The sequence below is a fragment of the Pseudomonas fluorescens genome (assembly GCF_001708445.1).
Lineage (GTDB): Bacteria > Pseudomonadota > Gammaproteobacteria > Pseudomonadales > Pseudomonadaceae > Aquipseudomonas > Aquipseudomonas gorinensis.
In genome coordinates, this window is record NZ_CP015637.1 from 4203614 (window position 1) to 4218334 (window position 14721).

13 protein-coding genes are annotated in these 14721 nt (G+C 62.3%); 7 read left to right on the forward strand and 6 right to left on the reverse strand.

Features of this window, described 5'->3' with window-relative positions; translation table 11 throughout:
* Nucleotides 1–9 precede the first annotated feature (9 nt).
* Entirely contained in the window at nucleotides 10–837 is an 828-nt protein-coding gene (gene phnX / locus A7317_RS18540; protein ID WP_069076542.1) for a phosphonoacetaldehyde hydrolase, read from the forward strand.
* A gap of 114 nt (nucleotides 838–951) precedes the next feature.
* Nucleotides 952–1497 (forward strand): cytochrome b, encoded by a 546-nt coding sequence (locus A7317_RS18545; protein ID WP_069076543.1) that lies wholly within the window; start codon nucleotides 952–954, stop codon nucleotides 1495–1497.
* On the opposite strand, the gene A7317_RS18550 is transcribed toward A7317_RS18545, so the two are convergent.
* Both A7317_RS18550 and A7317_RS18555 read right to left on the reverse strand, forming a co-directional pair.
* Nucleotides 1494–2384: a 1-aminocyclopropane-1-carboxylate deaminase/D-cysteine desulfhydrase gene (locus A7317_RS18550; RefSeq protein WP_069076544.1), complete on the reverse strand. Its 891-nt coding sequence runs from the start codon at nucleotides 2382–2384 to the stop codon at nucleotides 1494–1496. The two genes, A7317_RS18545 and A7317_RS18550, sit on opposite strands and share 4 nt — an antisense overlap.
* Before the next feature lie 58 nt (nucleotides 2385–2442).
* Nucleotides 2443–4482, reverse strand: a complete 2040-nt coding sequence (locus A7317_RS18555) for an NADPH-dependent 2,4-dienoyl-CoA reductase (protein WP_069076545.1) — start codon at nucleotides 4480–4482, stop codon at nucleotides 2443–2445.
* Between the two features lie 212 nt (nucleotides 4483–4694).
* Here A7317_RS18555 and A7317_RS18560 point away from each other — a divergent pair, with 212 nt between their 5' ends.
* Both A7317_RS18560 and A7317_RS18565 read left to right on the forward strand, forming a co-directional pair.
* A complete protein-coding gene (locus A7317_RS18560; protein WP_069076546.1) occupies nucleotides 4695–5825 on the forward strand; it encodes a carbon-nitrogen hydrolase family protein in 1131 nt (376 codons plus the stop codon).
* A 4-nt stretch (nucleotides 5826–5829) separates the two neighbouring features.
* Nucleotides 5830–6864: an AraC family transcriptional regulator gene (locus A7317_RS18565; RefSeq protein WP_069076547.1), complete on the forward strand. Its 1035-nt coding sequence runs from the start codon at nucleotides 5830–5832 to the stop codon at nucleotides 6862–6864.
* A gap of 8 nt (nucleotides 6865–6872) precedes the next feature.
* On the opposite strand, the gene A7317_RS30705 is transcribed toward A7317_RS18565, so the two are convergent.
* Entirely contained in the window at nucleotides 6873–7010 is a 138-nt protein-coding gene (locus A7317_RS30705) for a hypothetical protein (RefSeq protein ID WP_155766410.1), read from the reverse strand.
* Nucleotides 7011–7198: 188 nt separating this feature from the next.
* On the opposite strand from A7317_RS30705, the gene A7317_RS18570 reads away from it, so the two are divergent.
* Nucleotides 7199–8203 (forward strand): transketolase-like TK C-terminal-containing protein, encoded by a 1005-nt coding sequence (locus A7317_RS18570; RefSeq protein ID WP_069076548.1) that lies wholly within the window; start codon nucleotides 7199–7201, stop codon nucleotides 8201–8203.
* A gap of 56 nt (nucleotides 8204–8259) precedes the next feature.
* Here A7317_RS18570 and A7317_RS18575 read toward each other — a convergent pair whose 3' ends face one another.
* Nucleotides 8260–8736, reverse strand: a complete 477-nt coding sequence (locus A7317_RS18575) for a MarR family winged helix-turn-helix transcriptional regulator (protein ID WP_024076265.1) — start codon at nucleotides 8734–8736, stop codon at nucleotides 8260–8262.
* Between the two features lie 144 nt (nucleotides 8737–8880).
* On the opposite strand from A7317_RS18575, the gene aceE reads away from it, so the two are divergent.
* Nucleotides 8881–11541 (forward strand): pyruvate dehydrogenase (acetyl-transferring), homodimeric type, encoded by a 2661-nt coding sequence (gene aceE / locus A7317_RS18580; RefSeq protein WP_069076549.1) that lies wholly within the window; start codon nucleotides 8881–8883, stop codon nucleotides 11539–11541.
* A gap of 1 nt (nucleotide 11542) precedes the next feature.
* Here aceE and A7317_RS18585 read toward each other — a convergent pair whose 3' ends face one another.
* Complete coding sequence (locus A7317_RS18585; protein WP_024076267.1) at nucleotides 11543–12337, reverse strand: DUF2242 domain-containing protein; 795 nt, start codon at nucleotides 12335–12337, stop codon at nucleotides 11543–11545.
* An 89-nt stretch (nucleotides 12338–12426) separates the two neighbouring features.
* Complete coding sequence (locus A7317_RS18590; protein ID WP_069076550.1) at nucleotides 12427–13326, reverse strand: LysR family transcriptional regulator; 900 nt, start codon at nucleotides 13324–13326, stop codon at nucleotides 12427–12429.
* A gap of 119 nt (nucleotides 13327–13445) precedes the next feature.
* Between A7317_RS18590 and A7317_RS18595 the strand changes: the two genes are divergently transcribed.
* Nucleotides 13446–14639 carry an MFS transporter gene (locus tag A7317_RS18595; RefSeq protein ID WP_069076551.1) on the forward strand — a complete coding sequence of 398 codons (1194 nt, stop codon included), beginning with the start codon at nucleotides 13446–13448 and terminating at the stop codon, nucleotides 14637–14639.
* Nucleotides 14640–14721 lie beyond the last annotated feature (82 nt).

Here is a 14721-nt window from a genome sequence, read left to right on the forward strand (position 1 = left end):
ATTCGACCCATGAACTATCAAACCCCCAACACCCTCCAGGCCGTCATCCTCGACTGGGCTGGCACCGTAGTCGACTTCGGTTCGTTCGCCCCCACGCAGATCTTTGTCGAAGCCTTCGCCGAGTTCGACGTGCCCGTCTCGATCGAAGAAGCCCGTGGCCCGATGGGCATGGGCAAGTGGGACCATATCCGCACCCTCTGCGACCAACCGGCGGTCGCCGAGCGCTACCGCAAGGTGTTCGGCCGCACGCCCAGCGATGACGACGTCACCGCCATCTACCAGCGCTTCATGCCCTTGCAGATCGAGAAAATCGCCGCACACTCGGCCCTGATCCCCGGCGCCCTCGACACCATCGCGGCGCTGCGTGCACAGGGGATCAAGATCGGTTCCTGCTCGGGCTACCCCAAGCCAGTGATGGACAAGGTTGTCGCCCTGGCGGCCCGCAACGGCTATAGCGCCGACCACGTGGTTGCCACCGACGAAGTCCCCAATGGCCGTCCATGGCCGGCCCAGGCCCTGGCCAACGTGATCGCGCTGGGCATTGACGATGTGGCGGCCTGCGTCAAGGTCGACGACACCGTCCCGGGCATTCTCGAAGGCCGCCGCGCCGGGATGTGGACCGTGGCCCTGACCTGCTCCGGCAACGCCCTGGGCCTGACCTACGCGCAATTTCGCGCACTGGACAGCGCCACCCTGGCCAGCGAACGCACGCGCATCGAGACGCTGTTCCAAGCCTCGCGCCCGCACTACCTGATCGACACCATCAGCGACCTGCCGGCGGTGATCACGGACATCAACCAGCGCCTGGCACGCGGTGAAATGCCGCAAGCGCACTGATCAAGGTCAACACAACGGCATTCGCGTCGGGCAAATCCGGCAAAACAGGCTTACAGTAAAAGGACTTCGTCGCCAAAGAACGGAGGTTTGCCCTGATGAGTGAGGAAGAAAGCGATGCCGTGGAAAAATTCCGATACACGCTACAGCACCATGTCGATTGCGTTGCACTGGTTGATGGTGGTGTTGCTGGCGGTGGTCTACGCCTGCATTGAGTTTCGCGGGATCTTTCCCAAAGGCAGTGGCGGGCGGGCGTTGATCGTCGAAATGCACTTCATGTTCGGCCTGACCGTGTTTGTGCTGGTGTGGCTGCGCCTGTTTGCACGCAGCCTGGGCGTTGCACCGAAGATCGTTCCGGCCCCCCCGCCATGGCAGTCCTCGCTGGCGACCCTGATGCATCTGGCGCTGTACGTGTTCATGATCGGCATGCCGATCGCCGGTTGGCTGATCGTCAGCGCCCAAGGGCATTCCGTGATGTTCTACGGGGTCGAGTTACCGCCGCTGATCGGTGAAAACAAGGACCTGGCCAAGCAGATCAAGGAATGGCACGAACTGGGCGGTTCGATCGGTTATTGGTTGATCGGGCTGCACGCGGTGGCCGGCCTTTACCACCATTACTTCATGCGCGATAACACGGTGTTGCGCATGATGCCCAAGCGCTAGGCGCCAATCCCACGACGGCCCTGCAAGCCGCCCGTATGGATGAAGATCAGGCGAGTGCCGCGACCGAAGCGTCCGGCCTCGACCTGTTGCTTCAACGCCAGCAACGCCTTGCCGGTGTACAGCGGCTCGAGCGGCACACCGCAGGCCTGTTCGGTGGCGTCGATAAAGTCGAGCAGGAGTGGGTCAACCTTGGCAAACCCGCCCCGGCTGGCGTCCAGCAGCTCATATCCCTGCTGCACGATGGCCTGCACGTTTTGCGCGACACCGTGATCATCCGGCACCGCCATTGCGCCAAACACCGGATGCGCACCAGCCTCTGCCAGCACCAGGCCCGCCAGGGTGGTGCCAGTGCCCGCCGCCAGCCACCAGGCCGTGTAATCCGCCCACCCCAGGTTGCCCAACTGCGCGCGAGCCTGCTCGACCAACACGCCACACCCCGACGCCCCGCAGAGCGTGCCGCCGCCTTCGGGCACAGGATGTAAGTCCGGATACTGCTCACGCCATGGCGCCCAGAATCCAGGTTGGTGGCGTGCGCGATAGCCGCCATACCCCAGCCAATGCAACTGCATGCCGAAGGCTTTCAGGTCGATCACGGTGGGGGTGTCTTGAGGATGGCCGCGCAACAGGCCGACGGTAGGGAAACCGAAGCGTTTGCCCGCCGCCGCCAGCGCGTGCAAATGGTTGGAGTGCGCTCCGCCCAGGCTGATGATTCCGTTCGCACCGGCCTGTTGCGCCTGGGCCAAGTGCCCGGTGAGCTTGAACCACTTGTTGCCGCTGATCAGCGGGTCGATGCGGTCCAGGCGCAGCACGGCCAGTTCAACCCCGTTCAGCCAGTCCAGCGGCAAGGGTTCAAGCGGCGCACAGGGAAGCCAATCGAAGGGACCCATCGGGGGAACATCTGCATGAAAAAGGGGCGGTAGTCTAACACCGCCCCGCCTCGGTTCCTTACAGCTCGGCCGCCAGGCGCGAGCCCTGGTTGATGGCGCGCTTGGCGTCCAGCTCGGCCGCCACATCGGCACCGCCGATCAAGTGCACGTGCTGGCCCGCGGCGACCAGGCCGTCCTGCAATTCGCGCAACGGATCCTGGCCGGCACAGATGACGATATTGTCCACCGCCAACAGCTGCGGCTCGCCCTCGGCGCCGATGCGGATATGCAGGCCCTCATCGTCGATCTTCAAGTATTCGACGCTGTTGAGCATCTGCACCTGCTTGTTCTTCAACCCGGTGCGGTGAATCCAGCCGGTGGTCTTGCCCAGGCCGTCGCCGACCTTGGAAGCCTTGCGTTGCAGCAGGAACACATCGCGCGCCGGTGCATGACGCTCGGGCTTGATCCCGGCCACGCCGCCACGGGCTTGCAGTTGGGTGTCGATGCCCCACTCTTTCCAGAACGCATCACGGTCCAGGCTGGTGGAGACGCCCTGGTGCACGAGGAATTCCGACACATCAAAGCCGATGCCACCGGCACCGATCACCGCGACGCGCTTGCCCACCGGCTTACGCTCAAGGATCACGTCCAGGTAGCTCAGCACCTTGGCATTGTCGATACCCGGGATCGCCGGGGTACGCGGCGCAATGCCGGTGGCCAGGATAATCTCGTCATAGCCGCCCGCCACCAGTTGCGCGACATCCACACGGGTGTTGAGGCACACCTCGACGTGGGTGGTCTGCAGCTTGCGCTTGAAGTAGCGCAGGGTTTCGAAGAACTCTTCCTTGCCCGGTATGCGCTTGGCGATATTGAACTGGCCGCCGATCTCGCTGGCGGAGTCAAACAACGTGACTTGATGGCCGCGCTCAGCCGCCACGGTAGCCGCTGCCAGGCCTGCGGGGCCGGCGCCGACCACGGCGACTTTCTTGATCTGTTTTACCGGCAGGTAGTTCAGCTCGGTCTCGTAGCACGCCCGCGGGTTGACCAGGCAAGTGGTCAGCTTGCCGCCAAAGGTGTGGTCCAGGCAGGCCTGGTTGCAGCCGATGCAGGTGTTGATTTCATCGGCGCGACCGGCAGCGGCCTTGTTGACGAACTCCGGGTCAGCGAGGAACGGTCGTGCCATCGACACCATGTCGGCATCGCCTTCGGCAAGGATCTGCTCGGCAATCTCCGGGGTGTTGATGCGGTTGGTGGTGATCAGCGGAATCTGCACCGCGCCACGCAACTTGGCGGTGACTTTACTGAAGGCGCCACGCGGTACCTTGGTCGCGATGGTCGGGATACGCGCTTCGTGCCAGCCAATCCCGGTGTTGATGAGCGTGGCGCCGGCCTGCTCGATGGCCTTGGCCAACTGCACGATTTCTTCCCAGGTGCTGCCGCCTTCGACCAGGTCGAGCATCGACAGGCGGAAGATAATGATGAAGTTCGGGCCCACCGCTTCGCGCACCCGGCGCACAATCTCGACCGCCAGGCGCATGCGGTTTTCGTAGCTGCCGCCCCAACGGTCGGTACGGTGGTTGGTATGAGCGGCGAGGAACTGGTTAATGAAGTAGCCTTCGGAGCCCATGATTTCCACGCCGTCGTACGCGGCGGACTGAGCCAGCAGCGAGCAGGTGACGAAATCCTGGATCTGCTTTTCGATGCCCGCCTCGTCCAGCTCCTTGGGCTTGAACGGGTTGATCGGTGCCTGGATCGCACTCGGCGCGACCTGCTTGGGGCTGTAGGCATAACGGCCAGCGTGGAGGATCTGCATGCAGATCTTGCCGCCCGCGTCATGGACGGCCTGCGTGACGATCCTGTGCTTCTGCGCCTCCTGCTCGGTGGTCAGCTTGGCCGCGCCGGCATACACCCCGCCTTCGTCGTTCGGGCCAATGCCGCCGGTGACCATCAGGCCCACGCCGCCACGGGCGCGCTCGGCAAAATAGGCCGCCATGCGCTCGAAACCGCCCGGTTTCTCTTCCAGGCCGGTGTGCATCGAGCCCATCAGGGTACGGTTGCGCAAGGTGGTAAAACCCAGGTCCAACGGGGCCAGCAGGTGCGGGTACGCAGCAGCGGTCATGGTCAAGCTCCACAACGGATCATCACGGGGGTGTGGCAGGCTCGTAGGGCCCGTCATCGGTTTATGTCCCACAGACTAAGAGGCGAGGGATGACGGCTCAATGACTGAAACTGACAAGTTATTGATCCAAATGCACAGTGCCCCTTGGCAAGCCGGGGCATGGGCCCTACCCTAGGTGCGAACCCTGCACTTGGTCCGTTGTCTGTTCCCCCATGCGTAAACTTCTCGTTCTTACCGTCACCATGGCCCTGGTTGCCGCCATCGCCGCGTATCTGGTCTGGACCCAGGAGCGCCCCGTGGCGCATTACCTGTCCGACCTGCGCATTACCCTGGCCGTCAACGAAGGCCAGCCGGCCGACCGCGGCAATCTGCTGGGCATCCAGCCCGAGCTGTTCCCCGCTGACTACCAGAGCCTGGAACGCCTGCACCTGAAGCTGGCGGCCTACCTGCAAAAAGCCCGCGACCAGGGGCTGATCAATGAAAAGACCATCGTGGTGCTGCCGGAACACATCGGCACCTGGCTGATGCTCGGCGGTGAGAAAAACGAGCTGTACCAAGCGCCCCATGTCAAAGATGCGATGAATTGGCTGTCGATCAGCAACCCGTTGCAGTTCCTGCGGGCCTGGATCAGCGCCACCGGCGATAACCGCATGGACGATGCCTACCTGCGCATGAAAGCCCCGGAGATGGCGCGCGATTACCAGGTACTGTTCGGCGGCCTGGCCAAGGAATTTGGCGTGACCCTGGTGGCCGGCTCCATCGCCCTGCCCAACCCCAGCGTCCGCCAAGGTCACTTGCAGGTCGGCCATGGTGCGCTGTACAACGCCAGCCTGGTGTTTGCCGCCGACGGTTTGCCCGTGGGCCAGCCGCAACGCCAGCTCTACCCGATCTACGATGAGCGCGGTTTTATCGAGCCGGGCGATGAAACCATCGTCAGCGTAGTCGACACCCCGGCTGGACGCCTGGGTATCCTGATCGGCAGTGACAGCTGGTACCCGGACAACTATCGCAAGCTCAACGAACAAGGCGCACAGCTGATCGCGGTGCCGGCGTTTGTCATCGGTCGCGACACCTGGGACCGCCCATGGCGTGGCTTCAAAAGTGTGTCCACCCCACCGGAAATCAGCCTCAAGCCCGAAGAGCTCAGCGAGGGCGAGGCCTGGCGCCGTCTCACCCTCATCAGCCAGCCCGCCATCAGCCAGGCCAGCGCCGGCATGAGCGTGTTCCTGCGTGGGCAGTTCTGGGACCTGGGCACTGCCGGGCACAGTTTCCTCAGCAGCAACGGGCAAATCATCGCCGACGGCGACGCCCGCGGCGCACGCCTGCTGAATATCTGGTTGTAATGCCGTGAAACCGGTGCGCCTGGGGGATCTGTCGGTGGGCTTCGTGCACACCCTGGCCGACGCAATCCACAGCCACGGCCTCGACCCGCAACCCCTGCTGCTGCAATACGGCCTTGACCCGGCACGCCTCGCCGAAGCGGGCGCGCGCTTGTCGATCCCGCGCTATATGCGCCTGGGCCATGCCGCCATCCAACTCACCGGCGACCCGGCCCTGGGCCTGCGCATGGGCCAACTCAGTCGCTTGAGCCAGGCCGGCCTGGCCGGGGTCACGGCCGCCCAGGCCCCCAACGTGCGTGAAGCGGCGCGCACCCTCACACGCTTCGAAGCGCTGTACGGTTCCAACTATCGCGGGCAATCGAGTTTTCATGAGGATGCCGAAGGCGCCTGGCTGCGCTTCTATTCCATCAGCCCCTACAACGCCTACAACCGCTTTGTGGTGGACTCGATCATCGCCGGGTGGCTGCACCAACTGTCGAGCCTGGCCCAGCAACCGGTGCAGGCACAGCGCATCGAGATTGAATTCGACGCCCCCGAGTACAGCGACCAGTACAACGTGCTGGGTGACGGCCTGGTCCACTTCGGCGCCGACATCAATCAACTGCGTCTCAGCCAACAAACCCTGGCCCTGCGCAACCCACAGCACTGTCCAAGCACGTGGCAACTCTTGCTGCAATTGTGTGAAAGGGAATTGGAGCAGTTGACTCGCACCCGCAGCCTGCGCGAGCGCATTACCCGGTTGCTCGGGCCGATGCTCAATGGTGGCCGGGAACCCGACCTGGAAGAAGTGGCGGCACGCTTGAAGCTACCCACCTGGACGCTACGCCGCAAACTGGCCGAAGAAGGCACTCAGTTTCGCGCAATCCTCAACGACACCCGCCGCGACCTGGCCATGACTTACATTCGCGATACGGAACTGGCGTTCGGCGAGATCGCCTATTTGCTCGGTTTTGCCTCGGCCCAAGCCTTTCAACGGGCGTTCAGGCGGTGGAACAACCAGACCCCAGGGGAATTTCGCCGCAGTCAGCGGCACTCCGCCTGAAGTCGGTCTTACAGCTCGGTGGCGTCATCGGCCGGATCCAGAGGGTCCAGTTCAAAGGCCTGGTACTCCAGCAGTTCTTCCTGGTAATCGTCCATGGTGGGCTCCTTGTTTTGAATTAAAAACGGCTGCAGACAAATGACCTGCACAGCCAGCCTAAAGTGCCGTGATGACGAAAATATGTCGACGTCATGACGTTCCTGCACTCCAAGATTAAACGTAGCAGCGTTATACGGATTTAGCACAGGAGGCTTTAAGTACAATTGCAATCATTGCAATTGCAATAATATACCGATTTCCACTAAGGTAAGGGCATTCGTCGCCAGGTGCCCTCCCTATGACCACCGCTACCGCCCGCGCCGCGCAGCTCTGTCTCGACGCCTTGAGTTGCACGACAACGGCCTGCCGCTCACCGCTATACACCGTGATGAACATCGCCAACACCCTGGAATCCAGCCGACAGGCCTGGGTGATCCGCGGCCAGTCCCACTCCCGGCGCGTAGATGGATGGCCCAGCTGGTTCGCACGCAATACCGGGGAAAAACCGCTGCTGTACCTGCACAGCGCCGTGTCGTCTGCGCAGTTATGCGCCTTGACGGAGGAGACGACGCAGCGCGGCATCTTGTGCAACGACATCGAAAACCACGCCTCCCACTGGCCCAAGGGCACGCAGCCGTCCCTGCCGATATGGCTGGCGACCCATCCGCGCTGCACGCCCTACGACCCGGCTTCGGGCGAGGAAGCCCAGGCGATTGTGCTGGCAGGGTTGCGCACGCTGTATGTCGAAGGCCAACCGGGCTTCTATTACCTGGCGCTGCATGACCACGCAAGCGCAGTGCCCTTGAGCGCACAGGACCGTGAGGATGCGCTCAAGGGCATGTACCCGATCCAGGGCGATCCCTCATGGGATGTGCGATTGCTCGGCGCAGGCCGGGCGCTGGAAGAAGTCGTCCAGGCGGCGCGATTGTTGGAAGAGGATTGGAAGATCACGGCCCAACTGTGGAGCTGTCCCAGCTATACGCGGTTGGCCCGTGAAGCGGCGACCACTGAACGCTGGAATCGCCTGCATCCGACAGCCCCCAAACGCAGCTGCCATTTACGCGATTGCCTGGCCGGAAATGCGGCGCCGGTCATTGCCGTCACCGGTTATCCGCAGGCAATTGTCGATCAGTTGGCGGCGTATGTGGATGCGCGGTTCGTGGCGCTGGGAGCCGGTTCGGTGCAGGCGACCGCGCCCAGTCGCTACTGGATTGCGGTATTGGCATTGAACGCCTTGGCGGAAGAAGGGCTTATTGATGCCCGGCAGGTGGACCTGGCGATAAACCGGTATGCACTGAAATGAACAGGCATGCACGCCATTGAGGGAGGGGACTTGCCCCCTCCCACATGGGATCGGCATCAAGCTTCCGACTTGCGTCGGCCACGGGTTTGAACACCTGCCGCCATCGCCATCCCGGCAGTACGCTCCAACGCCTCGGCAAACGCCTGGCGCTGCTCCGGTTCGATCTGCGACAGGAACAACTCGTCCACCGTGCTTTCGTAGATCTTCCACATTTTTTTACGCAATGCCCGGCCGGCATCGGTGATCGACGCAAATGCCGCGCGACCATCGCCGTCGGAGCGTGAACGCACCACCAGGCCGTCCTTTTCCAGGCGGTCTACCAGGCGGGTGAGGTTATAGCGCTCGATGGCCAGCACATCGGCCAACTCGTGCATGCGGCGGGTGCCTTCGGGGCCGCTTTCCAGGCCCCACAGTGCGTCGTACCAGGCGTAAGGCGGCAAGTCGGCGGCCGCCAGGCGGCGCTCGATTTCACGGATAACCGTCCTGTGGGCCCTGACAAAACGGAACCATACATCGGGCTCTTTCGACGACATGCAACACCATCCGGTGGATTTCAAGAAGGTTGCAATAGTAGCTCATCCCGCGCTAGATTCGCTCATGTAGTTGCAATTGCAATCATATTGCAACACTCCCACAAGGAGCCCACCCCTTGAAATCCGCCTACCCTGGAGCCTCACATGACCCCGAATAACACAGTCAGACGCGACGCCGATCCACAGGAAACCCGCGAGTGGCTGGAGTCCATCGAGTCGGTGCTGTCCACCGAAGGCCGCCCGCGCGCCCATTACCTGATCGACCAGTTGCTGGATTTCGACGTGGCGCGGCATGGTGACTTCTACGGGCGGGTGACCACGCCCTACATCAACACGATCCCGGTAGACCGCCAGCTGCCCTACCCCGGCAACCTGGCCATCGAACGCCGCACCAATGCGTTTATCCGCTGGAATGCCATGGCCATGGTGCTGCGCGCCGGCAAACATTCCGGTGTCGGTGGGCATATCGCCACCTATGCGTCGGCCGCCGTGCTGTATGACGTCGGCTTCGACCATTTTTTCCGTGGGCGCACCGACACGTTCGATGGCGACCTGGTGTACATCCAGGGTCACTCCTCCCCAGGCATCTACGCGCGTGCCTACCTCGAAGGCCGCATCAGCGAAGCGCAGTTGGACAACTTCCGGCGCGAGGCCGGTGGCCAGGGCTTATCGTCCTACCCCCACCCACGATTGATGCCGGACTTCTGGCAATTCCCCACCGTGTCCATGGGGCTCGGGCCGATCACCGCCGCCTACCAGGCGCGCTTTATGCGCTACCTGGAGTTGCGCGCGCTCAAGCAGCACCAGGGCCGCAAGGTCTGGGCGTTCCTCGGTGATGGCGAAATGGACCAGCCGGAATCAATGGCCGCCATTTCCCTGGCCGGGCGCGAAAAGCTCGACAACCTGATCTTCGTGGTCAACTGCAACCTGCAACGCCTGGACGGCCCGGTACGCGGCAATGCCAAGGTGATCCAGGAATTCGAAAGCCTCTACCGCGCGGCAGGCTGGAATGTGATCAAGGTGATCTGGGGCAGTGGCTGGGACGCGCTGCTGGAAAAAGACCAGAGCGGGCTGCTGCGCCAACGCATGATGGAGTGCGTGGACGGCGATTATCAGAACTACAAATCCCAGGATGGCGCCTATGTGCGCGAACATTTCTTCGGCAAATACCCAGAGTTGCTGGCACTGGTTGCAGACCTGTCCGACGAGGATATCTGGAAACTCTCACGAGGCGGTCATGACCCCGACAAGGTCTATAACGCCTATGCTGCCGCTGTGCGTCATACCGGCCAGCCCACGGTGATCCTGGCGAAAACCGTCAAGGGTTTTGGCATGGGCGAAGCTGGCGAAGGCCAGAACATTAACCACCAACTGAAAAAAATGGGCGCCGATGCCGTCAAAGCCTTCCGCGACCGCTTCGGCCTGGAAGTGCCTGATGAGCAGTTGGCCGAAATCCCTTACCTCAAGCCAGCCGCCGAGAGCGAAGAAGCTCGCTACTTCGCCGCACGGCGCCTAGCGTTGGGCGGCTATGTGCCAGCGCGCCACACCGCCGTCGAGTCACTGCAGATTCCGGAGCTGAGCGCCTTCGCCACCCAGCTCAAAGACACCGGCGAGCGCGCCATCTCCACCACCATGGCCTTTGTGCGGATCCTCGGCACGCTGCTCAAGGATCCGCACCTAGGCAAGCGGGTCGTACCCATCGTGCCGGACGAATCACGCACCTTCGGTATGGAAAGCCTCTTCCGTCAGATAGGTATCCACTCCGCCGTCGGCCAGCTCTACACCCCACAGGACGCTGGGCAACTGAGCTACTACAAGGAGAGTAAGGACGGACAGATCATGCAGGAAGGCCTGAATGAATCTGGCGCCATTTCCTCCTGGATCGCGGCGAGTACGTCCTACAGCAACCACGCCCTGATGACCGTACCCTTCTACATTTTCTACTCGATGTTCGGCTTCCAGCGCGTCGGCGACCTGGCCTGGGCGGCTGGCGACGCACGGGCGCGCGGTTTCCTGCTGGGCGCCACGGCCGGGCGCACCACCCTGATGGGCGAAGGCTTGCAGCATGACGATGGGCATAGCCATATCCTGGCGTCAGTGATTCCCTGCTGTGTGTCGTATGACCCGACCTTTGCCTACGAGCTGGCGGTGATCATTCGCGAGGGCATGCGGCGCATGTATGTCGAGCAGGAGGATATTTACTACTACATCACCCTGCTCAACGAGAACTACCCACACCCGGCAATGCCCGAAGCCGTGGAAGAAGGCATTCTCAAGGGTTTGTATCCCCTGAGTACTCATCAGCAAGCACAGGTGCAATTGATGGGCAGTGGTTCGATCCTGCGGGAAGTGATCGCTGCTGCTGCATTGCTCGACAAGGATTTCGCCGTACACAGCACCGTGTGGAGTGCGCCCAGCCTGACCGAGTTGCGCCGTGATGGGCATGAAGCGGAACGCTGGAACCTGCTGCACCCGGAACGTGAACCGCGCTTGAGTTACGTCGAACAATGCCTGGCCGGACAGATGGGCCCGGTGGTGGTGGCCACTGACTACATGAAGCTCTTCGCCGACCAGATCCGCCCCTTCGTGGCAAACCGGCGCTTTGTTGCGCTGGGCACGGACGGCTTCGGGCAGTCGGATACACGGGAAACCTTGCGCGAGTTCTTCGAGGTGGACCGGCATTTCATCGTGCTGGCGGCACTGAAGGCGCTGGCCGACGACGGGTTGATCGGACGCGACAAAGTCAGTGAGGCGATCAGGCGCTACGGAATCAATGTCGACAAGACCAATCCCGTAGCGGTCTGATTTACTGTGCAGGCGTCGGCAGGGGTGGAATCGGCTCTGTCGGCGGCGGCAGGTCCGACGTGGTTGGCGCTGGTGTCGGTGCAGGTGTCGGTTCTGCCTGCGGGGCAATCGGCGCAGCCTCCGGCGCAGGTACAACCGGCTCCGAGGCGGCCGGCGCCGCGGGTGCTTCCTTCGGCGTTGGCGTTTTCTCGGCCGCTGGGGCGACCTTGGGTTCCGGTACCCCCAGGTCCGCCTTGGGCGTCTCTGGAATATGCGCCGCCTTCTTGACTTCCTGAGGCAGGAACACGTCCACCAGGGCAAAGTAGCGCTCGTAGAACTTCGGCGCCGAGACGGTCTCGCTCGCCACCTTCACCATCGAGTCATCGGTGGAGCCAATCGGCATCGACACCGAGCCCAGCACGCCCACCCCCAGGCTTGCGGAGTTGTTGACCTTCTTCAGCGCATAGCGGTCCTGCAGGGCGTTGGCGAACATCGTCGAGTGGTTTTTGCCCTTGCCGTCATCGGCACACACCACGTTGAAGCTGATTTGCAGGTGAGTCTCGCCGGTCTGCTGGAAACTCTTGTTACCCACTACCAGTTTCGGATCGCTGCTGGTGATGATGTAGCCCTGGCTCAGCAGGGCACGCCGTGCGGCCTCGCACGCTGCCACGTCAGTGACCGGGTAATCCCGGGAAAACGTACCAGAGTCGTCGAAATTTTCATGTTCATAAATAGCGGTCTTGGGTGACGAGCAGCCCGCGGCGCCCGCCAGCACCAGCGCCAACCCGAGGCTACGCAAGTGAAATGATGTCGACATTGAAAATCCTGAGGAAAACAGTCAGGGCGGTATTGTGCAACAGAACGAGGCCTTGGCGCGCGCATTCCTGTCGGTAAAACGTCACAGGCCTACACATCGGTGCCTACAGGAAAAAGCCCGGCACACATAAGGTCAATAAACACGCGGAGTTTGGCCGAGGCATGGCGACTTGATGGCCACAACATCCAGAAACTACCCCGGTGCTCGAGGTAGTCGTCCAGTACACGCTGTAAACGCCCCTGCTCCACGGCCTGGTTGACCATGTAGTCCGGAAGGCAAGCGATACCCAACCCCTCAAGCACCACATGGTTGAGGGACTCGATGGTGGTACTGACCAGCGGTGCGCGCAGTGTCGGCTCGGCAATGCCTGGCACCTGGCGCAATGGCCAGTTTTCCAGCTTGCCGGTGGCGCAGAATTTATAGCGCAGGCAGGCATGGCGGCTCAGGTCCTGCGGCTGCTGCGGGGTGCCATGTTGATCGAAGTAACCGGGGGTGCCGACCAGCACCAACTGGTAATAGCCCAGATGCCGCGCCATCAAGCGCGAATCTTCCGGTTTACCGGTGCGAATCACCGCATCGAAACCCTCCTCGATCACGTCCACCATACGGTCGGAAAAATCCACATCCAATTCGATAGCCGGGTAGGCGCGCATAAAGTCGCTGAGCACCGGCATCAACAGGCCGCGCACCTGCGGCACACTGATGCGCAACTTACCCCGAGGGATGGCCCCGGCTTGCGTCAACTCCTGCTCGGCCGCCTCGACCTCGGCCAGGATGCGCCGTGAGCGCTCAAGGAACAGCGCGCCTTCACTGGTCAAGGTGATACTGCGCGTGCTGCGGTGAAATAGCCTTACGCCCAGGCGCTCTTCCATGCGTGCGATGCTTTTACCCACCGCCGACGATGACACCCCTAGCACGCGACCGGCAGCCGTAAAGCTGCGAGTCTCCGCCACCTGCACAAATACCGAGAGACTGCCCAGGCTGTCCATGAACGAATCCTTGAGTATTACGGACATAGGTGTCCGATAAGTTCGGAACCTTAGCCTGTTTTTCCGTTGCTCACAGCCCCCTACTCTGCCCCCTTGCCCCTTTGCATGGATAGAGCGCTATGAGCAACAGCCCTTCACTGACCGATTGCCCAACGACAGCCCAGCCTGACGTACTACCGCTGGGCGGCTTGCTGGCCCTGGCGTGCGCCGGGTTTATCACCATCCTCACTGAAGCCATGCCCGCCGGGCTCCTGCCGCAGATGGGCGAAGGCCTCGACGTATCGCCTGCACTCGTCGGTCAATTGGTCACTCTCTACGCGCTAGGGTCGCTACTCGCGGCGATACCGTTGACGCTGCTGACCCGAGGCTGGCGTCGGCGGCCATTGTTACTGGTCGCCATCGGTGGTTTCGCGCTGGTCAACAGTGTCACGGCGCTGTCCAGTCACTATGGGCTGACCCTGGGGGCCCGCTTTTTTGCCGGGGTCTTCGCCGGCCTGCTCTGGGCGTTGTTGGCAGGCTATGCAAGCCGGATGGTTGCACCGCACTTGCAAGGCCGGGCGATCGCCGTAGCGATGCTGGGCGCGCCATTGGCCTTGTCCCTGGGTGTGCCCGCCGGCACATTCCTAGGCACCGTTGCAGGCTGGCGCCTGAGCTTTGCGATCATGACCGGGCTGACGCTGGTGCTGCTGATCTGGGCGCGCTGGCAGCTCCCGGACTTTGCCGGCGAACCGCCAGGAAAACGCTTGGGAATGCGTGAAGTATTGACCTTGCCAGGTATTCGTCCGGTGTTGTGGGTGACCTTTACCTACGTGCTCGCCCACAACATTCTCTACACCTACATCGCCCCGCTGCTGGCGCCTGCCGCGATCACCGCCGATATCGACCGGGTGCTACTGGTGTTTGGCCTGGCGGCGCTGCTGAGCATCTGGTTAGCCGGCCTGTTGATTGATCGTTGGTTGCATACACTGCTGCTGATCAGTTGTGCGCTGTTTGGCTTGATAGCCGTGGCGCTGGCGTTCTGGATCAACATACCCGCCGTCATCTACGTGGCTATCGCCCTCTGGGGCCTGGCATTTGGCGGCCTGCCCGCATTGTTGCAGACCGCACTGGCCAAATCGGCAGGCGCGTCGGCGGATGCCGCGCAATCGATGCTGGTGACCGTATGGAACCTGGGGATAGCGGGCGGCGGGCTGGCCGGCGGGGTGTTGCTTGAGGGCTGGGGGGTTGCGGCGTTTCCATGGGCGGTGGTGCTGTTGATGCTACTGGCCTTGGCCGGTGCATCACAGGCTGCGCCTTCGACCTCTATCCCTTGAGTCCTCCTGAAGATAGGCCAGAAGGTGTAAACCTTATTCAGGGCGGGACACACATAAAAAAAAAGCCCCAGGTCCTTTCAGG